Raw genomic sequence first — 20,307 nt, 5'->3', positions numbered from 1 at the left:
CCGCCGGCGATTATGCCTGTTGTTGCGGCGCGGCAGAGGCCACCGCGCGCCAGCCCAGGCGCACGCCGGCGTCCACCGGCACGATTTCGCCGTCCAGGTAGTCCAGGCGTTGCGGCACTTCCCAGTCCTGGCGGCGCAGTTCGATGCTGCCGGCGTTGCGTGGCAGGCCGTAGAAATCCGCGCCGAAGTGGCTGGCGAAGCCCTCCAGGCGCTGCAGGCAGCCGGCCTGCTCGAAGGCCTGCGCGTACAGCTCCAGCGCGTGCATGGCGCTGAAGCAGCCGGCGCAGCCGCAGTCGGCCTCCTTCGCGCCGCGCGCGTGGGGTGCCGAGTCGGTGCCCAGGAAAAAGCGCGCATCCCCGCTGCAGGCCGCCTCCACCAGGCGCCGGCGGTGGGTCTCGCGCTTGAGCACCGGCAGGCAGTAGTAGTGGGGCCGCAGGCCTCCGCGGAACATCGAGTTGCGGTTGTGCAGCAGGTGGTGCGCGGTGAGCGTGGCGCCCAGCAGCGGCGCGCCGCGCGCGTCGCGGGCGTCGTGCGCCAGCACGAAGTCCACCGCCTGCGCGGTGGTGATGTGCTCCAGCACGATCTTCAGCCCGGGGAAGTCGCGCCGGATGGGCTGCAGGTGGCGCTCCAGGAACACCGCCTCGCGGTCGAACACGTCGACCTCGGGGTCGGTGACCTCGCCGTGCACCAGCAGCGGCATGCCCTCGCGCTGCATGGCCTCGAGCACGCCGTGGACGTGGCGCAGATCGGTGACGCCGCTGTCCGAGTTGGTCGTGGCGCCGGCCGGGTACAGCTTGACCCCGAACACCGCGCCGCTGGCGCGCGCGCGCGCGATTTCCGCGGGCGGGGTGCGGTCGGTCAGGTACAGGGTCATCAACGGCTGGAAGTCCGCGCCCGCCGGCCGCGCCGCCAGCACCCGCTCGCGGTAGGCCAGCGCCTGCGCCGTGTCCACCACCGGCGGCTTCAGGTTGGGCATGACGATGGCGCGCGCGAACTGCGCGGCGCTCCACGGCACGGTCCAGGCCAGCGCGTCGCCGTCGCGCAGGTGCAGGTGCCAGTCGTCGGGGCGGGTGATGCGCAGCGTGGAGCCGGGGCGGTCGAGGGAATCGGGGGATTGCATGGTTCGGGCAGGAAATGGCGGAGCCCATGGTACCGGTCCCCGGGGGCGCACGCGTGCGCGCCGGGCGGGCGCAGGACTCGATCCGCAGGCCACCCTCAAGTCCCCTGCACCTGGCCCAGCGCGAGGATGGGCGGATCACGGTAGTTCTCGTCGATCACGTAGCCCTGTCTGCGCAGTTCGGCCTCCTTGCCAGGGCGAGTCGCTGCTACACGCGCCATCTCGGCTGGAATCAGCTCCTTCCAGCGATGCATGTCCTCGACCTTGTCGAAATATGTCCAGAAATGAGGCGCCTCGCTGTCCAGGGTGATGGAGAACATGTAGACGCCTTCCACCGCCGGATCGCGCAGGGCCGGCTCGTCGACCACCCGCACACTCATGTACACCCCGTCCGCCCAGAAGCGCCAGATGGGCAGATACTCGTTGATCTGCATCCACTGTTCCATCGTCGGCAGATAGGACGCATCGAGGTAGACGCCTCCCCTTTCCTGCAGCTGATAGCGAACCGCCTGCGCGCCGAACAGGCGCGGATCCCCGACTTCGACGAACGGGCGCCAACCCACCATCAGCAAATCCCGGAACATGCTGAACAGGCGGTCGCGGGCGAGCTCGTGGGCGATCCTTGCCTCTTGCATGGCGAAGGCCGTGACGTGCCACGAGTAGATTCCCTGCTCCGGCTCGTCAGGATCGGCTGACCCCATAACCCCCGATACCCAGGGAATATCGAAGCTGCGGCGCCCCTGCAAGTAGCGAACGCGGCCCAGCTGCTTCATCGGCCAATTGCGCTCATAAAAATACATCCCTACCGGCTGGCGGTCTATGCCTGCGCCCGGGGCGCGCAGATCGAAATTCTTCGGATCGCCCAGTGCGATCGTCGCGGGAGTGGAGGCCATGGCTGTCGTGATTGCAGGGGAGGAAGTCGGATCGCGGTATCTGCGGCACAGCACGGGCACAAGTGCCGCCGCCGCGCAGGCTGCGCCCGCGGTGAGCAGCAGGCGTCGACGATGCAGGGACAGGCTCACGCTTCACCCCTCGTAGTCGGCCAGGGTGCGCAACTCGGCCAGCATGCGCTGCTTGTGCTTCCCACTCATCAACTCGTGGTACTTCAAGGCTGCCTTGTCGATCCACTCCATACGCTCCTTGTAGTCATCCACGCGAATCCCCGGGGGCGCGTCGGAGCGCCATTCGGGGTCGTCCACGTAGCCCTCCGCGCTGAAACTGAGCTGGAACTTGAACACGAGGTATTTCGCGGAAACCCCGAAGCCCCAATCCAGGGCCCGCATCGCACGGAGGTCGGCGCGAAACGGGAGTTCGTCGTAGATGAGGCCCTGCAGCACTTCACCCTGTTCGTGGCGCGCCATGTCCTGGAGATGGGCCAGGGCCAGGTCGCCTCGACGGGCGGTACTGGTTTCCTTGGCCAGCTTGTCCCAGCCGTCGATCGCCTTGCCCATCAGAGGCGCCCACTGCAGGTACCCGATGGGCTTGCCGGACTTGGCCGTCTTTTCATCGAAATTGCACGGCACGAACATCACCGCGGGCATGGCCCACTCCTGCGCGTACAGGTTTTCCAGCACCACGGGATGCAGGTTCGTCACATGGCGCTGCTGCGCGCACTTGCGCACCGACTCCGGGCACAGCGCCCAGGCGTAGTGCCACGGCAACGCATCGTTGTACAGCCACAGATTGCCCTTGCCGAGCGCGTTCAGGGTGAAGGGGGCGCACAACTGCACCAGGCGGTGCTTGAGCGTGAAGGCGACCTGCTTGGAGGCGAAGGCGGCGAGTCCCGCCCAGTAGAAGCGACCGACAAGCTTGGGATTTCCCTGCTCGAAATCCTCCAGGTACGTGCGCGCGTACGCGCCGGCGATGCGCAATGCGCGATTCGCGTATCGGCTCAGGACACTGAAGTAGTCCTTGAAGGCGATCTCGTGGGTGAGGTCGACCATCCGGCCATCGAGGGCCTTGACACAGGGCGCGCACCATTTCGGGTCCGGCTCTGGGTGGGGTGGAATGATGCGGATGGTCTCGCGGCGCAGGTTGATCTCGTTGGGCCTGTGTTCGACGACGCGAGCGTAAAGCTGAAGCATCGCGAATTGCTGCGCCACGCTCCAGAAGTCGTCGCAACTGCAGATGATCGTCACCGGCTCCTTGAAGTCGCGCACGGTGGTCAGCAGGAAATTCAGGTGATTGGGCATGGCGGGCCCAAGACTACGGCCCCTTGCATGCCCGCGCAGGTGTGGGGATGCAAGACCGGAATGGCCCGCTCCACCGTGGGGTCGAGGCGTTGGCGCGCGGTGGCGCGCGGCGAGCCGGGTCGGGTCTGGTCGGCGGAGCGCCTCAGGCCACCACGCGCAGCGTCGGCTCCTGCCCGGGCGCGTCGGCGGCGTCGCCGCTCTGCCCCTGCTGCTGCAGTTCCCACATGCGCGCGTACAGCCCGCCGGCGGCGAGCAGCTCGGCGTGGGTGCCGCGCTCCTGGATGCGCCCGTCGGCCAGCACCAGGATCTGGTGCGCGTCGACCACGGTGGACAGGCGGTGGGCGATGATCAGCGTGGTGCGGTCGCGCGCCGCTTCGCGGATCTCGGCCTGGATCGCGCGCTCGTTGGCCGAGTCCAGCTGCGAGGTCGCCTCGTCGAAAATCATCACCGGCGGATTCTTCAGCAGCGCCCGGGCGATGGCCACGCGCTGCTTCTCCCCGCCCGACAGCTTCAGCCCGCGCTCGCCCACCTGGGTCTCGTAGCCCGCCGGCTGGCGCACGATGAAGTCGTGGATCTGCGCGGCGCGGGCCACGCGCTCCACCTGCTCCTGCGAGGCGCCGGGCCGGCCGTAGGCGATGTTGTAGGCGACGCTGTCGTTGAACAGCACGGTGTCCTGCGGCACCAGGCCGAGCGCCGCGCGCAGGCTGGCCTGGGTGACCCCGGCGATGTCCTGGCCGTCGATCAGGATGCGGCCCGATTGCGGGTCGTAGAACCGGAACAGCAGGCGCGACAGGGTGGACTTGCCGGCGCCCGAGGGGCCGACCACCGCCACCGTGTGCCCGCCCGGAATCTCGAAGTTCAGGCCCTTGAGCACCTCGTGGCCGGGCAGGTAGGCGAAGTGCACGTTCTCGAAACGCACCGTGCCGGAGGCCGCGCGCAACTCGGCCGCCGCGGGCGCGTCGGCCACCTCGCGGTCCTGATGCAGGATGGTGAACATGCGCTCCAGGTCGGTCAGCGCCTGGCGCAGCTCGCGGTAGATCACGCCCAGGAAGTTCAGCGGCGCGTAGAGCTGGATCATGAAGGCGTTGACCAGCACCAGGTCGCCCAGGCTCATGGTGCCGTCGACCACGCCCACGGTGGCGCGCCACACCAGCAGCGTGACCGCCGCGGCGATGATCATGCTCTGGCCCAGGTTGAGCACCGACAGCGAGTTCTGCGACAGCACGGCCGCGTCCATCCAGCGCTTGAGGTTGGAGTCGTAGCGCTGGGCCTCCCACGCCTCGTTGCCGAAGATCTTCACGGTCTCGTAGTTCAGCAGCGCGTCCACCGCGCGCTGATTGGCGCGCGAGTCCTGCTCGTTCATGGTGCGCCGCAAGCCGGTGCGCCATTCGGTGACCACGATGGTGAAGCTGATGTAGAGCACCAGCGCGCCCAGCGCCACCGCGGCGAACCACCAGTCGTAGCGCACCACCAGAATGCCGATGACCAGGCCCATTTCCACCAGCGTGGGCAGGATGCTGTAGAGCGTGAAAGAGACCAGGCTGGACACCGCCCGGGTGCCGCGCTCGATGTCCCGCGACATGCCTCCGGTCTGGCGCTGCAGGTGATAGCGCAGCGACAGCGAGAACAGATGGTCGAAGACCTGCAGCGCGATGCGCCGCACCGCGCCCTGCGTGACGCGGGAGAACACCACCTCGCGCAGTTCGGTGAACAGGGAAACGCCCACCCGCAGCGCGCCGTAGGCCAGCAGCAAGGCCACCGGCACCACCAGCACCGCGCGCGGGTCGCCTGGGCGCAGCTGCAGGTCGTCGACAATGTGCTTGAGCACGATCGGCACGCCCACGTTGGCCAGCTTGGCCACGATCAGCACGAGCAGCGCCAGCACCACGCGGCCGCGGTAGTGCCACAGGTAGGGCGCCAGCTCGCGCAGCGCGGCCCAGCGCGCGCCGGGCGCGGACGGGGCGGCCCCTGCGGGCGGGGGGGAGGAGCGGGAGTGGTCTCTCATGCGGGAAGTCGGACTTGCGCCAATTGGTGCATTATTCGGGTTTGCCCTGTTTCCTGCACGGGCACTCGGGTTTTCATCCGAGCTTCCTCCCAAACCCATCCTAAGCGGGGATCCGATGTCCAGTCTTCCCACCCACCCCGAGCCGATCCTGCGCATCCAGCCGATGCCCTCCGACGTGAACATGCACGGGGACATATTCGGCGGATGGATCATGGCCCAGGTCGACATCGCCGGGGGCGTGGTCGCCGCGCGGCGCGCGAAGGGCCGCGTGGCCACCGTGGCGGTCAACGAATTCGTGTTCAAACACCCGGTGCTGGTGGGCGACCTGCTGTCGCTGTACGCCAAGGTGGTGCGCGTGGGGCGCACCTCCATCACCGTGTCCGTGGAGGTCTACGCCGAGCGCGGCATTCCCGACACCCAGGTGTTCCGGGTCACCGAGGCCACGCTGACCTACGTGTGCGTGGGCGAGGACCGCAAGCCCCGCCCGGTGCCGGCCGAATAGGAGCCGGCGAGGCTGCCGGCTCGCGCCAACGAAAACGCCGCCCTCGGGCGGCGTTTTCGCTGGCTGCGTGGTCCTGGATCAGGACGCGGCGGGAGCAGCGCCTTCGGCCGCCGGAGCGGCTTCGTCGGAAGACTCGCCGCCCTTGCTCAGCACGGTGGCGATCACCGGGTTCTCGGCGCCGTGGGTGACCACGGACAGGCCGGCCGGCAGCTTCACGTCGCTGGCGTGCAGCGAGTGACCCTTGCTCAGGCCGCTGAGGTCCACCTCGATGAACTCGGGCAGGTCGCCGGGCAGGCAGGACACCTCGAGCTCGCTGAGCACGTGGGTGATCATCGCGCCTTCGAGCTTGACCGCGGGAGATTCCTCGGCACCCTTGAAGTGCAGCGGCACCTTCATCGAGATCTTGCGATCGGCGGCCACGCGCATGAAGTCCACGTGCAGCACCAGCGGACGGAAGGGATGCGCCTGGAAGGCCTTGAGCAGCACCTTGGTCTGCTGATCGCCCACCGTCAGGTCGAGAATCGACGAGTGGAACTGTTCCTTCTTCAGCGCGTGATACAGCGCGTTGTGATCGAGCTCGATCAGCTGCGGCTTTTGATCACCGCCGTAGACGATGCCGGGAACCTTGCCGGCGTTGCGCATGCGGCGGCTCGCACCGGTACCTTGCGCCTGACGTTCAAATGCGACGACTTTCATGTCGACTCCGAGAAATGGAGCCCAGCGGGCCCCGGGATGAAGGCGCCCCGCTCGCGACCAGCGCGGCGCCCGGGATGCCGCGGCCCGAAGGCCACGGCGCAAGAAGCTTCAGAACAGGGTTTCCTGCTCGTTGAACAACTGCAGCACCGAGCCGCCCTGGGCGATGCGCATCATGGTCTGCGCGATCAGCTGGGCGGCCGAGAGCTGGCGCACCTTGGAACTTCCCAGCGCGGCCTCGCGCAGCGGGATGGTGTTGGTCACCACCACCTCGTCGAGGTCGCTGGCGTTGATGCGCTCGATCGCCGGGCCGGAGAACACGGGATGGGTGCAATAGGCCACCACGCGCTTGGCGCCGCGCTCCTTGAGCACCTCGGCCGCCTTGGTCAGCGTGCCGGCGGTGTCCACCATGTCGTCCATGATGATGCAGTTTCGCCCGTCGATCTCACCGATGACGTTCATCACTTCGGACACGTTGGGCTTGGGGCGCCGCTTGTCGATGATGGCCAGGTCGCAGTCCATCAGCTTGGCCAGCGCGCGCGCGCGCACCACCCCGCCGATGTCCGGCGAAACCACGATCAGGTCCTTGTAGTTCTTCGCGCGCAGGTCGCCCAGCAGGATCGGCGAGGCGTAGATGTTGTCCACCGGGATGTCGAAGAAGCCCTGGATCTGGTCGGCATGCAGGTCCATCGTGACCACGCGCGCGATGCCCACCGCCTGCAGCATGTTGGCCACCACCTTGGCGGTGATGGGCACGCGCGACGAACGCGGCCGCCGGTCCTGGCGGGCGTAGCCGAAATAGGGGATCACCGCGGTGATGCGCTCGGCCGATGCGCGCTTGAGGGCGTCGGCCATCACCAGCAGTTCCATCAGGCTGTCGTTGGTGGGCGCGCAGGTGGACTGCAGGATGAACACTTCCCGCGCCCGCACGTTCTGCTGGATCTCGACGGTCACCTCGCCGTCGGAGAAACGCCCGACGTAGGCTTGCCCGAGCCCGATGCCCAGTTGCTCCACCACCTGTTGCGCCAGCGCCGGGTTGGCGTTACCGGTGAAAACGACGAAATCGGCCGCGTGGGTGGTCATGATGGCACTGCGCTAGCGCTGCGGGATTGTCGAGCCCGCCGGCAGCTGCCGCGCAGCGAACAGCGGCAGCCGATGCCCGCGCGAGGCTGGCAGGCCCTCAAGGGGGCTGGGGAGGAAGGATTCGAACCCTCGAATGCCGGAATCAAAATCCGGTGCCTTAACCAACTTGGCGACTCCCCAACATCTCGGCTCGACCCGGGACGAATCCCCGGTCATCGAGGCATGCCGCAATGTCCCGCGGGCTCGTAACCCCCGGCACGAACGGCAACCTCGCACATTCTACGCAATCCCGCGACGATGACGACACTCGCGCGGCAGCAGCGTGGCTGTCCTGCGAAGCTCTCAATCCGGCGCCCAGTGCCGCAGCGGATGTTCCGGCAGCGACCGGCACGCACGCACCGACCAGCCGGGGGGAACATCCCCCGCGAAACCCTCGCCCGCATCGCCGCCATCCGAGCGCCCGGACCACGGCGTGAACATCGCCGAACCCGAACCGCTCATGCGCACGGCATTCCCGCCCGAAGCGCCACCCTGCCGCGCCAGCCAGTCTTGCAGGCCGCGCAGGCTCGGCAGCAACTCCAGCGCGGCGGCCTGCAGGTCGTTGGCCCCGAAACCCAGCAGTTCGCGCATGGTTCGCGCATCCGCCGCGGTTTCCGGACTCTTCCCGCCAAGCCCCGTTTTGAGGTGCTCGCAAAAGCCCTCCATTGTGCAGGCGGGTGTGTCCCTTGTCAATAATGGGCTGGCGAAGACCTGTGGCGTCGACAGGCCCTCGCCGGGCCATGCGACCAGCATGTCCCATTGCGGCAGGCGCAGCGCGCGCAGCTGCTCGCCCACGCCCTCGGCGAAGGCGTCCTGCCCGAACACGAACACCGGCACGTCGGCGCCCAGGCGCGCGCCCAGCTGCTGCAGCTCGGCGCGCCGCAGCCCCAGGCCCCACAGCAGGTTCAGCGCCAGCAGCACGGTGGCGGCGTCCGAACTGCCGCCGCCCAGGCCCGCCTGCGCCGGAATGCGCTTGCGCAGGCGCATGTGCACCCCTTGCGCGCAGCCCGCTCGGGACTGCAGCAGCCGCGCAGCGCGCACGCACAGGTCGTCCTCGGGCAGGCCCGGGCCTCCCTCGCGGGAGATCAGGCCGTCGTCGCGCAGCTCGAAATCCAGCTCGTCGCACCAGTCGATGAACTGGAACACCGTCTGCAATTCGTGCATGCCGTCGGCGCGGCGCCCCAGCACGTGCAGGAACCAGTTCAGCTTGGCCGGCGCCGGCACCCCGAACAATGCGCGCGGCCCGCGGCTCAAGGCGCGCCTCCCGGCGGTTCGCAAGCCGGCTCGGGCAGGCTGGCGCGGTCGATCACCAGGCTGAGCTGCTCGGATTCGTCGCCCTGCACCCGCGACAGGCGCAGCAGGCGCGGACGCCCGTTCTCGCGCCGCACCCGCACCTGCCAGCCGAGCTGCTCGAAGCCGTCCGGCTCCAGCACGCGCGACGGCAGTTGCGGAGCCGGGCGCCCGCGCACCCAGTCCTGCAGCGCGGCACGGGGCAGGCGCAGGCCCAGCGTGGCCTCGGTCATGTCCTCGAAGGAGTCGAAGCCGCGCCCCTGGCGCCCGTTGCTCACACTGGCGGAGTCGGCGCTCCAGCTGGCGCGTGCCAGCATCTGCCCCAGCGGCGAGCCCAGCTCCAGCCAGCCTGCGTCACCCAGCAGGTGCAGTTCGAAGGAGCCGTACAGGTTGTAGGGGTGCGCACCCTGCTCGATGACCGAAATGCGCCCGGCGTAGTCGAGCGCGCAGCCGGCCGGCTGCAAGCCGGCGCGCGGCGGCGCGGCGCAAGCCCCGAGCAGGGCCAGCAAGGCGGCGCCCGCCGCGATGCGGGGCGAACGCCTCCACCACGCCGGCGGATTCAAAACTTCAGCCCCAGGCGCCGCAAGGCCTGCAGCACTCCGCGGTCCTGCGGCGCCGCCTTCCAGCAGCTGCGCAGCAGCTCGGTGGCACGCTGGTGCTGGCCGCGGCGCCACAGCACCTCGGCCAGGTGGGCGCCGATTTCCGGATCCTCGCGCCCCGCGTAGGCCTGTTCGAGCACCGTCTGCGCGCGCTCCAGCCGGCCCTGGCGGAACTCCACCCAGCCCAGGCTGTCCATGACGAAGGGGTTGCCGGGGCTCAGGCGCAGCGCATGCTCGACCAGGCGCCGGGCCTGCTCGAGTTCGCGCCCCTGGTCGGCCAGCGAATAGCCCAGCGCGTTGAGCGCCGGCTGGTACTCGGGATGCTGCTTCACGACGCGCCGCAGCCCCGCCAGCATCTGCGCGGGCTGGCCCGCCTGCTGCGCGGCCATCGCGGTTTCATAGGCATAGTCGGCATCGTGGCCCCACACGCCCATGCCCGAGCGCAAGGCGGCATAGGCCTGCGCCGGCTCGTGCATCGCCTGCAACAGTTCGGACAGGGCCAGAAGCCGGCGCCGGCGCTGCTCGCTGGTGGCGCGCGGCAGCGCGCGCACCCGCTCCACCGCCTGCCGCGGCCGCCCCTGCGCGGCCAGCAGCTTGGCCTGCTGTAGCACCACCGCGGGGTCGCGCTGCGCGGACGGGATGCGCTGCAGCCACTGCCCGGCGCGCTCGTCGGCGCCCTGGTGCAGCGCCAGGCTGGACAGCGCGAGGTACACCTGCGCCAGTTCATCCGGGGGCACCGGGGGGGCCACCACCGCCGCGTGCGGCGGCTGCGCGCCCTGGCCGGGCGCCGGGGCCCCGGCCCGGCCGGACGCGCCGGAAGCCTGGGCGGCTGCCGGTGCGGAGGCTGCCGGTGCGGGGGCCATCGTTGCGGCCGCGGCGGAGGCGGCCGGCTGCGCGGGCAGCGGCGGCAGGCTGGGCAGCGCCACGCCGGGCAGGCTCAGCGACAGGAAGCGCGCGAGCGAATGCTCGGCCTGCGCGTAACGGCCCATCTGCTGCTGCAGCGAACCGAGGATCAGCCAGACCTGGGCCAGTTCGGGCCTGCGCCGCGCCAGCAGCTCGCACTGCGCCAGCGCCACGCTGTCGCGCTGCTGCTGCGTGGCCGCGTCGATCCAGCCCATGCGCAGGGTGTCGTCGTCGGGCTCGGCCGCCAGGTAGGCGCCCACCAGGGCGTCGGCCCGCGGCGGGTCGGCCTTGTAGTGCTGCAGCATCAGCAGCGCCGCCGGGCGCAGCGCGGGGTCGGCCTTGAGCGCGCGCGCGGCGCGGGCCAGCCCGGCCGTCAACTCGCCGGCCTGCACCTGCAGCTGGGCCAGCACCGCCTGGGTCTGCGGCAGCGCCGCATAGGGGGCCAGGCTGCGGCGCGCCAGCGCCAGCGCGCGCTGGGCGTCCTGCATGCCGAGGAACATGCCCCCAAGCGCCAGCACCGTTTCGGGGCGCTGGGGCTGCGGGCTCATCGCCAACAGGTGCTGAATGGCCGGCGCCGCCTCGGCGTCGCGCCCCAGGCCCAGCAGCAGTTGCACGCGCCAGGCCTGCGCGCGCTCGGAGCCGGGCTGCCGTTCCAGCCACGCGCCGACGGCCGACAGCGCCAGCTCGGGCTGGTGCGCGCCCAGCGCCACCTGCACGACCTGCTCGAACAGAGGCGCCGAGTCCATGTCGCGCGCGGCGCGCAGCAACTCGGCGTAGGCCACGTCGGGGTGCCCGGTGCGGGCCGCGATCTCGCCGGTCAGCGTGGAATAGAACCAGCGCGCCTGCTGCTCGGCGTCGTCGCGCGAGGTCTGCGAAGGCGCCGCCCGCGTGATCGCGGCGACCTGGGGCGAAACCTCGGCGCCGGCCTGCCGCGCCCAGGGGGCGCAAGCTAGCGCGGCCAGCAGCGAAGCTGCAAGAACGGCGTGACGCATGAGCGGATGAAAGGCATAGCGGCGTGGCTCTCCAGTGTAGTGGCCGGCGTGCGCGGCGGCGGCGCCCGCCGCGTCAATCCTCGGCACGCAGCAACAGGGCGTTGCGGGATATCGCCCGAACCCGCACCTGCCGGTGCATCGGACCCAGCGCCTGCGCCGGATCGGAGAAGTCGACCAGGCTCAGCAGCTGCGGCTCGGAAGCCGCATCGGCGTAGCGCAGCAAGGCGATGAAGCTGCGCGGCGCCGTGGTACGCAGCCCCGAGACGACCAGCAACCTGTCCCGCCCCTCCCCGTCCAGCAGGCGCAGGGAGTCCAGGCGGGCCGCGCCCAGCGCCAGGCTCCGCCCGACGCAGCGCAGAGGCCGGTGGTTCAGCAGGTCGTAGTCGATTTCACGCACGGTGTCCGTCAGCGCGAACACACGCACCACCCCGGGCGCGAGGTCCCGCCACAGGTCGTGGCTGCGCAAGGTCTGCCCGCCGCCGGGCCCCGGCAGGAAAAAGGTGGGCGAGCGCTCGGCTCCAGGCTCGAGCATGCCCAGCTGCCAGAAGCCCTGGCACTGCTGCGGGTAGGGCCCGAACAACAGGTAGTCCTCGCGCCCGCCGGGCCAGGCCTTGAGGGGCATCGAGCCCTCCACCCCCTGCGCGCCCTCGGCGACCACGGGAGCCTCGCGGAACTGCAGCCAGAAGGGCGAGGCATCGGCCACGTGGTAGCCCAGCACCTGCTCGGGCGCGCCCACCTCGCTGCCCAGGGCCAGCACGCCCCGACCGGCGCTGGCCAGGCCTGTCGTGGCCATGTCGCGCGGGAAGGTCTGCGCCGGGCCCCAGTTGTCCTGGTCCTGGGCCAGACAGCGCATGCCGGATTGCTGGGCGCGGGAATAGGCCACGCACACCCCGGCGTCGGTGGGCGTGGCGTCGCGCAGGTTTTCGCCGAAGTCGGCGCGGTACAGGGTCTGGAGCGGCCCGCTGCCCCGCCAGACCGCCAGCGCGCCAGGGCCCTGCAGGTACAGCCGTCCGCGGTCCCGCGACAAGTCCAGGCGCCGGACCGGATCCGGCGTGGCCCGCGCGTCGGCGCCGCTCGCGGCGGCGCTGGGGTGGAACACCGCCGGGCTGTCCGGATCCTGCTCCACCAGGCTGACCCGGCTCGTGAAGTCCGGCGCACCGGAGGATGCCACGAAAAACACGTGGGCCAGGCGCAGCGGGGCCTGCGCCTGCACGGCGCCGACGGCGTCCTGCGGGCCGGCGGGCCCCAGCGGCGGGGTCTCGGCCGCGAGGGCGTGCAGCACGGCGCGCGCGGAGCGCATGCGCGTGTACGACGGGGAGATGCGCACGACGCCCCGGCAAGAGGGACTGCCCGCGCTCAGCGGATAGCCCCGCCTGCACAGGGACTCGGCGTGGGCGGCCAGCGGCGCGTAGCGGGCGGGGTTGCGCAGGATGTCCTGTGCATCCAGGGCGCGCACGCGGTCGTCGTCCTCGCGCAGGCCGCGCAGGTACAGCAGTTCGCCGGGCAGGGGCGGCTCGCCGGGGTGGTAGCTGAGCGTGAAGCGCAGTTCGCGGAAATCCACGTTGTCGTCGAAGCGGATTTCCAGGCTGCCGCGCCGGGCCTGCGGTCCAGGGCCCGAGGGATGCTCGCCCTCCTCCCCCGGCAGCGCGGGACCTTCGTGCCCGGCATCCGTCCCGGCGCCGCCCCCGCCGCCCGGGCCGCCGCCCCCGCCGCCGGTGGCCACGAGCACCACCACCAGCACGAGCACGCCCATGACCACCACGCTCACGACGTTGAACAGACTCCACGGGAACAGCGCGAGCCAGCCCGCGAGAGCCTTCCTGGACGCCACCAGCGCCAGGACAACCACGGCGCGCAGCGCCTTGACTCGCTTGAAGCCGAAGCCGGACATCTCAGGACCTCCTGTCCGGCCGTCGGATGACACAGGGCAGGCGGGCGGCCGAGACAGGCCCGCGACGCCCTGGTTCGTCGCTGCGCTCGCGCGTCGAACTCGGGACCATTCTGGTACGGATGGGCCCCGACAGGCCAGCATTCCCCGGCAGCGCGCAGGGCGAAAACCGCCCCCTTGCCGCACAATGCGGGCATGCCGGAACTTCCCGAGGTCGAGGTCACGCGCCGTGCGCTGCTGCAGCCGCTGCGCGGCAGCGTCGTGCGCGGCGCCGCGCTGGGCAAGCCGCTGCGCTGGCCCCTGCAATGCGAGCCGGACAGCCTGGCCGGCCAGCGCATCGAGCGCCTGGAGCGCAGGGGCAAGTACCTGCTGCTGGGCCTGCAGCGCGGGCAGCTGATCGTGCATCTGGGAATGTCGGGTTCGCTGCGCTGGCTGGACAACGCGGCCGCCGCGGCACCCCAGCCGGGGCCGCACGAGCATTTCCGGCTGCTGACCGACCGCGGCGAATTGCGCATGAACGATCCGCGCCGCTTCGGCGCGGTGATCTGGCAGGCGCTGCCCGGGCCGGCGCATCCCCTGCTCAGTCACCTCGGCCCGGAACCGCTGGAGCCCGGCTTCGACGGCGAGGTGCTGTGGCGTGCGGTGCACCCGCGGCGCGCCGCCATCAAGCTGCTGCTGCTGGACCAGTCCGTGGTGGCCGGCGTGGGCAACATCTACGCCTGCGAGGCGCTGTTCCGCGCCGGCATCGACCCCCGCACCCCCGGGCGGCGGGTGTCGCGGGAACGCTGCGCGCGCCTGGCCGCGGAGCTGCGCGCCACCCTGGAGCAGGCCGTGCGCGCCGGCGGCAGCACGCTGCGCGACTTCTGCTCCAGCGACGGATCCCAGGGACATTTCCAGCTGGAGGCGCTGGTCTACGGCCGCGCCGGCCAGCCCTGCCGGGTCTGCGCGCGCCCGCTGGCGCATGTCGCGCAGGGCCAACGCAGCACCTATTTCTGCGCTTCCTGCCAGCGCCGCTGAGCACCCCTGTATCGCACCTGGGCGCGAAAGGGTACGCTATGCCCATCCCGCACCCGCCACGCCGGCGCGCCGTCACGTTCGTGCCCCGATGCCGATGAACCAGCCCATTCGCCTGCCCGCGCAGGCTCCCTCCTGGAGCCGCTTCGGAGCCTGGCGCGACCAGCGCCTTGCGCGCCTGACCGCGCTGGCCGGCTGGCTGGCCGACAGCTCCCTCGACCCCACGCTGTGGCAGGAACCCCTGTCCGAGCTGGAGCGCCGCCTGCAGCGCGACCAGGTGCAGCTGGCCTTCGTCGCCGAACTCTCGCGCGGCAAGTCCGAGCTGGTCAACGCACTGTTCTTCGGCAGCACCGGCCAGCGCGTGCTGCCCGCCGGGGTCGGGCGCACCACCATGTGCCCGGTGGAGATCTTCAACGACCCGGAGCAGCCCATTTCGCTGCGCCTGCTGCCCATCGAGACCCGCGCCGAGTCACGCCTGCTCAGCGACTGGAAGGCGCGCCCGCAGGAATGGCAGGAACACCGTTTCGACGGCGGCGACGCCGTGGCCATGAGCCGCGCGCTCCAGCGCCTGTGCGACACCGTGCAGGTGCCGCTGGAGCGCGCGCGCGAACTGGGTTTCCACCTGCCCGAGGACGACGGACAGGTTTCGGCACTGACCGCGGCCGCCGGCGGTGCCGGGCCCGCACAGGATGTGGAGATCCCGCGCTGGCGCCATGCGCTGCTCAACATCGAGCATCCGCTGCTGGCCCAGGGCATCAGCGTGCTGGATACACCGGGACTGAACGCGCTGGGCGCCGAACCCGAACTGACCCTGTCGCTGATTCCCTCCGCCGCCGCGGTGGTGTTCCTGCTGTCGGCCGACGCCGGCGTCACGCGCAGCGACCTGCAGCTGTGGACCGATCATGTCGGCGCGGCGGGGCGCGCGCGCAGTTTCGTCGTGCTCAACAAGATCGACATGCTGTGGGATCCGCTGCGCAGCGGCGCCGAGGTGCAGGCGCAGATCCGCGGTCAATGCGAATCCGTGGCCCAGGTGCTGCAGGTGCCGCCATCGCGGGTGTTCGCGCTCAGCGCCCACAAGGGGCTGCTGGCGCGCATCCAGGGCGACGACACCTTGCTCCAGCGCTCGGGGCTGCCCCAGCTCGAGGCGGCGCTGGGCGAATGCGCCGACCGCGAGCGCCGCGACTGGATCGAAGGCAGCTGGCGCGCCACGCTGCTGGACACCCGCCAGCGCCTGGAGCGCGACCTCGACGCCCGGCTGCGCCTGGCCGACGAACAACGCATGGAACTCGAGGCCCTGCAGGGCAAGAGCAAGCACGCGGCGGCCGCGCTGCTGCAACGCGCCGACGCGGAGCGCCTCGAGTTCGACGCCGCGGTGGGCCTGGTGCAGGCCGTGCAGGCGGTCAATGCCCGGCAGATGGCGCGGGTGGCCGAGCTGCTCGACGCCAAGCGCGCGCTGCAGCGCCTGGAACTGCTGCGGCGGGAGCTGCGCTCGGCTCTGGTCAAGACCGGCCTGCGCGCCGCGCTGGCCGACGCCTGCGACGAACTCGGCCTGAGCATGAACCGGGCCGAATCGCTGCTGGAGGAGAACCAGTCCATGCTGGCCGGCGCCTGCGTGCGCCTGAACAACGAGTTCGCCTTCTCCATGCCCCTGCCCAAGGCCTTGCGCCTGGACGGCGCCCGGCTGGACCTGGAGGCCATGCGCGCCGACTACCTGCGCTTCGCCGGCGCCGTGCAGTGGCTGCGCATGCAGAGCAGCGCCTACGCCGACCGCGTGCTGCTGTCCGCGCAGGCGCGGCTGCGCAGCATCCAGGAGCGCGGCATCGCCGACGCGCAGCACTGGAATCGCGCCGCCGTGGCCAGCCTGCAGGCGCAGACCCGCGAGCGCAGACGCTCGCTGCACCGGCGCCTGAGCAACCTGCAGCAGGTGGCGCATGCCGACGGCGAACTGGCCGAGCGCATCCAGCAGTTGCGCCAGCGCGCCGAACAGCTGCGCGAGCTGCGCCAGCAACTCTCCAACCGCTTCGAGCTCGCGCTGCCCGGCGCCGAGGCGCTGGCCGCGGCCGCATGACGGGGGCCGCAGCCCCCCGCGCGCGCAAGGCCCACCGCAGCACCGCCGAGCCGGCCCGCGCGAGCCGCGGCCCGGCACCGGGCGCCGGCGGCATCGACCCGCCCAGCTTCGCGCCGCGCCTGGTGGCGTGGCAACTCGAGCACGGGCGCCACGACCTTCCCTGGCAGCGCAGCCGCGACCCCTACCGCGTCTGGGTCTCCGAGATCATGCTGCAGCAAACCCGGGTCGACACCGTGCTGCGCTACTACGAGGCCTTCCTGCGGCGCTTCCCGGACCTGGCTTCGCTGGCCGCCGCGGAACTCGACGAGGTGCTGGCGCAGTGGAGCGGCCTGGGCTACTACCGGCGCGCGCGCAACCTGCACGCCTGCGCGCGCCAGGTTCGCGAGCTGCACGGCGGCGAATTCCCGCGCGAGCGCGAGGCCCTGCAGGGGCTGGCGGGAATCGGCCGCTCCACGGCCGCGGCCATCGCCGCCTTCTGCTTCGGACAGCGCGAAGCCATCCTGGACGCCAACGTGCAACGCGTGCTGGCGCGGGCCTTCGCGCTGCCCCGCCCGCACGACGCGGCCTCGCTGCGCGCCATGTGGGATCTGGCCGAATCGCTGCTGCCCGAGAGCGGGCTCGACGCCTACACCCAGGGCCTCATGGACCTGGGCGCCACGCTGTGCAAGCCGGCGCAGCCGGAGTGCCTGCTCTGCCCCTTCGCCGCCGACTGCCCGCGCCATGAGGGCCCGGCCGCGCCCGCCGGCGCTCAGGCCGCGGCGAAGGCGCCGGCGCGGGCGGCCCGGCGCACGCAGCGTTGGGTGCTGCTGTGGGCGCGCAGCGACGGCCCCCGCGGCCCGCGCGTGTGGCTGCAGCGCCGCGACCCGCTGGGCATCTGGCCCGGGCTGTGGAGCCTGCCCGCCCACGACGACGAGCAGCAGGCGCTGGAGCGGGCCGCGCAGCTCGGCGAGGTGCTTTGCCATGGCGCGCGCGCAACGCTGCGCCACGTGCTGACCCACATGGACCTGCTGCTGCAGCCGCTGGAAGTCGAGCTGCGCGCCGCCGGCCTGCACGCGGGCGACGGCGACGCCGGCGGAGCCTGGTTCGCGCCGGAGGAGGCGCTGGCGCTGGGCCTGCCGGCCCCGGTGCGCAAGCTGCTGGCCGCCGAGACGGCCGGAGCGGCCGGGTCCCGGGCCGGCCCCGCGGCCGCGGCCCGGCCCGGCGGCGACTGAGCCGGCTCGCCTGCTCAGGCCGCCGGCGCGCCGGCGGCGTCGAGTTCGCGGTGGCGCACCAGCACGCGGTGCTGCTGCCCGAAATGACGCCCCAGTTCCTCGGCGAGGAACACCGAGCGGTGCTGGCCGCCGGTGCATCCGATGGCCACCACCACGTAGCTGCGCTGGTCCTCGGCCATGGCCGGCAGCCAATGCTCCAGGAAGCCGCGCAGGTCGGCGAGCATGCGCATGACCGAGGGCTGCGCCCGCAGGAAATCCGCCACCGGCGCGTCGCGCCCGTTGAGCGGGCGCAGCTTCGGGTCGTAGTGCGGATTGGGCAGCATGCGCACGTCGAACACGAAATCCGCGTCCAGCGCCACGCCGTGCTTGAAGGCGAAGGATTCGAACAACAGGGTCAGGCGCGAGGCCTCCAGCTGCACGGCCTGGCGCACCCAGGCACGCAGCTGCGCCGGGCGCAGCCCGCTGGTGTCGATGTGCAGGCCCAGGCCCGCCACCGGAGCCAGCAGCTCGCGCTCCAGCTCGATGGCCTCCACCAGCGCCGGCGCCGAGGCCGGCGCCGGCTGGCCGGGCGCGCTGCGCGCCTGCTCGCCGCGGCGAGCCGTCAGCGGATGGGCGCGCCGGGTCTCGGAGAAGCGCTGCACCAGCGTGTCGGTGCTGCAGTCCAGGTAGATGAAATGCAGGTCGCACTGCGCGCGCAGGCGCCGCACCAGGTCGGGCAGCAGGCCCAGGCCCTCGGGAGCGCGCGCGTCCATGGCGATGGCCAGGCGCCGGTAGCCGGCCTGCTGTGCCACGTCCAGCAACTGGTCGACCAGCTGCGCGGGCAGGTTGTCCACGCAGTAGTAGCCGGCGTCCTCCAGCGAGTTCAGCGCGATGGTCTTGCCCGAGCCGGACACCCCCGACAACAACACCACGCGCAGCGCACGCGCATCGCGCTGCGCCGCGGCGGACGAATCCTGTGCCTGCGTGGTCATCGCCTCGTCCCCCTCAACCCGCCTTCGCGCGGGCGCGGCGCGCACGCGCCGGAGCCGCGGGAACCGCCGCCGCCTGCAACATTTCCCGCGCATGCGCCAGCGCCACCTCGGACGAGGCATCGCCGCCGAGCATGCGCGCGATTTCCAGCACCCGCGCCTGCGGCTCCAGCGCGCGCACGCTGCTGAAGCTGCGCCCGCCGCGGCTGGCCTTGTCCACCTGCAGGTGGCGCGACGCGGCCGCCGCCACCTGCGCCAGGTGGGTCACCGCCAGCACCTGGCGGTCGGCGCCGAGCGCGCCCAGCAGGCGCCCCACGGTGTGCGCGACGGCGCCGCCGATGCCGGCGTCGACCTCGTCGAACAACAGCGTGCCCACCGGCTGCTGCGCCGCCGTGGTGGCGGCCAGCGCCAGCGCGATGCGCGATAGCTCGCCGCCCGAGGCCACGCGCGCCAGCGGGCGCAACTCGGCCCCCGCGTGCCCGGCCACCAGCAGCTCCACCGATTCCGCGCCGGCAGACTGGATCTGCGGCAGCTCGCGCAGCGCGACCGCGAAATCCCCGCCCTGCATGCCCAGTTCCTGCATCAGCGCGCGCACGCCTTGCGCCAGGCGCTCGCAGGCCCCGGCGCGGCGTTCGCTCAGGCGCGCCGCGGCTTCGCCCAGGCGCGCATGGGCCGCGCGCTCGCGCGCGGCCAGGGCCTCCAGGTCGGCCCCCTGTTCGAGCTGCTGCTGGCGCGCGCGCAACTGCTGCCAGTGCGCGGGCAGCTGATCGGGCGCCACGCGCTGGCGCCGTGCCTGGCCCATCCACGCGGACAGGCGGGCGTCGACCTCGGCCAGGCGCTGCGGGTCGACGTCGGCCTGGCGCAGGCGGGCCGCCAGCTCGTGCCCGAGTTCGGCGCCCAGGGTGTGCAATTGATCCAGTTGCTCCAGCACCGGCTGCAGCCCCGGGTCGATGGCCGCGGCCGGCTGCAGCGCCTGCTGCGCGCGCGCCAGCATGCGCAGCGCGCCGCTTTCCTCGTCGTCCAGCCAGGCGCAGGCTCCCTGCAACTGCTCGATGAGTTCGGCCGCATGCGCGAGCCTGCGGTGTTCGGCGTTCAGCGGCTCCCACTCCCCGGGCTGCGGCGCCAGGCGGTCGAGCTCGGCCAGTTCCAGTTGCAGGCTCTCGCGTTCGCGCAGCAGCTGGCCGGCGTCCTGGCGGGCCGCCTGCAGTTGCTGCTCGGCGTCGCGCCAGGCCCGCCAGGCCTGCGCGCAGGCCTGGCGCTCGGCCGCCGCGCCGGCGTAGGCGTCCAGCAGCTCGCGCGCCGAGTCGCTACGCGCCAGGCTTTGCCAGGCATGCTGGCCGTGGATGTCCACCAGGCTGTCGCCGGCCTCGCGCAGCTGCGCGAGAGTCGCCGGGCTGCCGTTGAGGTAGCCGCGCGAACGCCCCTGGGCATCGATGACCCGGCGCAGCAGCACCGTCTCGCCGGGCTCGAAGCCCTGTTCGTCCAGCCAGCCCACGAGTTGCGACGGGGTGTCGAACTCGGCGGAGATCTCGGCGCGCGGGGCCCCCGGCAGCAGCACCGAGGCGTCGCCGCGCTCGCCCAGCGCGAGCTTGAGCGCGTCGATCAGGATGGACTTGCCGGCGCCAGTCTCGCCGGTCAGCGCGGTGAAGCCGGGGTCGAACTCGAGTTCGAGTTCGTCCACCAGCACGAATTGGCGAATATGCAGTCGGCGCAGCATGTTCGGGGCCCAGGGTTTCGCGGTTT

At 71.8% G+C, this 20,307-nt stretch carries 16 protein-coding genes and 1 tRNA gene; 4 read left to right on the top strand and 13 right to left on the bottom strand.

Going from position 1 to position 20,307, the window contains the following annotated elements; translation table 11 throughout:
- Nucleotides 1-10 precede the first annotated feature (10 nt).
- The 4 genes from pyrC to D466_RS0110610 form a co-directional block, all read right to left on the bottom strand.
- Nucleotides 11-1,120: a dihydroorotase gene (gene pyrC, locus D466_RS0110625; protein ID WP_018913699.1), complete on the bottom strand. Its 1,110-nt coding sequence runs from the start codon at nucleotides 1,118-1,120 to the stop codon at nucleotides 11-13.
- Nucleotides 1,121-1,215: 95 nt separating this feature from the next.
- Complete coding sequence (locus D466_RS0110620; protein WP_231385696.1) at nucleotides 1,216-2,139, bottom strand: hypothetical protein; 924 nt, start codon at nucleotides 2,137-2,139, stop codon at nucleotides 1,216-1,218.
- 3 nt (nucleotides 2,140-2,142) lie between these two features.
- The gene (locus tag D466_RS0110615) at nucleotides 2,143-3,276 is read right to left on the bottom strand and encodes a hypothetical protein (RefSeq protein WP_231385695.1); all 1,134 of its coding nucleotides are present in this window, start codon (nucleotides 3,274-3,276) and stop codon (nucleotides 2,143-2,145) included.
- A 175-nt stretch (nucleotides 3,277-3,451) separates the two neighbouring features.
- Entirely contained in the window at nucleotides 3,452-5,314 is a 1,863-nt protein-coding gene (locus D466_RS0110610) for an ABC transporter ATP-binding protein/permease (RefSeq protein WP_018913696.1), read from the bottom strand.
- Nucleotides 5,315-5,429: 115 nt separating this feature from the next.
- On the opposite strand from D466_RS0110610, the gene D466_RS0110605 reads away from it, so the two are divergent.
- Nucleotides 5,430-5,816, top strand: coding sequence for an acyl-CoA thioesterase (locus tag D466_RS0110605; RefSeq protein ID WP_018913695.1), 387 nt, complete (start codon nucleotides 5,430-5,432; stop codon nucleotides 5,814-5,816).
- 78 nt (nucleotides 5,817-5,894) lie between these two features.
- Here the strand turns inward: D466_RS0110605 and D466_RS0110600 are convergent, their stop codons facing one another.
- The 7 genes from D466_RS0110600 to D466_RS0110570 all read right to left on the bottom strand — a co-directional run bounded on the left by D466_RS0110600 (nucleotide 5,895) and on the right by D466_RS0110570 (nucleotide 13,306).
- On the bottom strand, nucleotides 5,895-6,512 hold the full coding sequence (locus D466_RS0110600) for a 50S ribosomal protein L25/general stress protein Ctc (protein ID WP_026285139.1): 618 nt from the start codon (nucleotides 6,510-6,512) through the stop codon (nucleotides 5,895-5,897).
- Between the two features lie 108 nt (nucleotides 6,513-6,620).
- A complete protein-coding gene (locus tag D466_RS0110595; protein ID WP_018913693.1) occupies nucleotides 6,621-7,592 on the bottom strand; it encodes a ribose-phosphate pyrophosphokinase in 972 nt (323 codons plus the stop codon).
- 106 nt (nucleotides 7,593-7,698) lie between these two features.
- Nucleotides 7,699-7,772 (bottom strand) — tRNA-Gln (locus D466_RS0110590).
- Nucleotides 7,773-7,934: 162 nt separating this feature from the next.
- Entirely contained in the window at nucleotides 7,935-8,885 is a 951-nt protein-coding gene (ispE, locus tag D466_RS0110585) for a 4-(cytidine 5'-diphospho)-2-C-methyl-D-erythritol kinase (protein WP_026285138.1), read from the bottom strand.
- Complete coding sequence (locus D466_RS22810; RefSeq protein ID WP_196803463.1) at nucleotides 8,882-9,484, bottom strand: outer membrane lipoprotein LolB; 603 nt, start codon at nucleotides 9,482-9,484, stop codon at nucleotides 8,882-8,884. The genes ispE and D466_RS22810 overlap by 4 nt, the downstream gene beginning before the upstream one ends.
- Complete coding sequence (locus tag D466_RS23915; RefSeq protein ID WP_018913690.1) at nucleotides 9,481-11,415, bottom strand: tetratricopeptide repeat protein; 1,935 nt, start codon at nucleotides 11,413-11,415, stop codon at nucleotides 9,481-9,483. Before D466_RS23915 ends, D466_RS22810 begins: the two co-directional genes overlap by 4 nt.
- Before the next feature lie 73 nt (nucleotides 11,416-11,488).
- Nucleotides 11,489-13,306 (bottom strand): hypothetical protein, encoded by a 1,818-nt coding sequence (locus D466_RS0110570; RefSeq protein ID WP_018913689.1) that lies wholly within the window; start codon nucleotides 13,304-13,306, stop codon nucleotides 11,489-11,491.
- Nucleotides 13,307-13,498: 192 nt separating this feature from the next.
- Here D466_RS0110570 and mutM point away from each other — a divergent pair, with 192 nt between their 5' ends.
- From mutM to mutY, 3 genes are all read left to right on the top strand, one after another.
- Nucleotides 13,499-14,320 carry a bifunctional DNA-formamidopyrimidine glycosylase/DNA-(apurinic or apyrimidinic site) lyase gene (gene mutM / locus D466_RS0110565; RefSeq protein WP_018913688.1) on the top strand — a complete coding sequence of 274 codons (822 nt, stop codon included), beginning with the start codon at nucleotides 13,499-13,501 and terminating at the stop codon, nucleotides 14,318-14,320.
- A gap of 94 nt (nucleotides 14,321-14,414) precedes the next feature.
- Nucleotides 14,415-16,385, top strand: a complete 1,971-nt coding sequence (locus tag D466_RS0110560; RefSeq protein ID WP_018913687.1) for a dynamin family protein — start codon at nucleotides 14,415-14,417, stop codon at nucleotides 16,383-16,385.
- Nucleotides 16,382-17,596, top strand: coding sequence for an A/G-specific adenine glycosylase (gene mutY, locus D466_RS21415; RefSeq protein ID WP_018913686.1), 1,215 nt, complete (start codon nucleotides 16,382-16,384; stop codon nucleotides 17,594-17,596). Before D466_RS0110560 ends, mutY begins: the two co-directional genes overlap by 4 nt.
- Before the next feature lie 14 nt (nucleotides 17,597-17,610).
- Here mutY and rapZ read toward each other — a convergent pair whose 3' ends face one another.
- Together rapZ and recN are read right to left on the bottom strand one after the other, a co-directional pair.
- Nucleotides 17,611-18,513, bottom strand: a complete 903-nt coding sequence (rapZ, locus tag D466_RS0110550; RefSeq protein ID WP_026285136.1) for an RNase adapter RapZ — start codon at nucleotides 18,511-18,513, stop codon at nucleotides 17,611-17,613.
- A 67-nt stretch (nucleotides 18,514-18,580) separates the two neighbouring features.
- Nucleotides 18,581-20,281 (bottom strand): DNA repair protein RecN, encoded by a 1,701-nt coding sequence (recN, locus tag D466_RS0110545; RefSeq protein ID WP_018913684.1) that lies wholly within the window; start codon nucleotides 20,279-20,281, stop codon nucleotides 18,581-18,583.
- Nucleotides 20,282-20,307 lie beyond the last annotated feature (26 nt).

Source organism: Thiomonas sp. FB-6, assembly GCF_000377645.1.
Taxonomy (GTDB): Bacteria; Pseudomonadota; Gammaproteobacteria; order Burkholderiales; family Burkholderiaceae_C; genus Thiomonas_A.
Note: the sequence above shows the minus strand (reverse complement) of the source record. Positions and strands in the feature narration are given on the sequence as shown.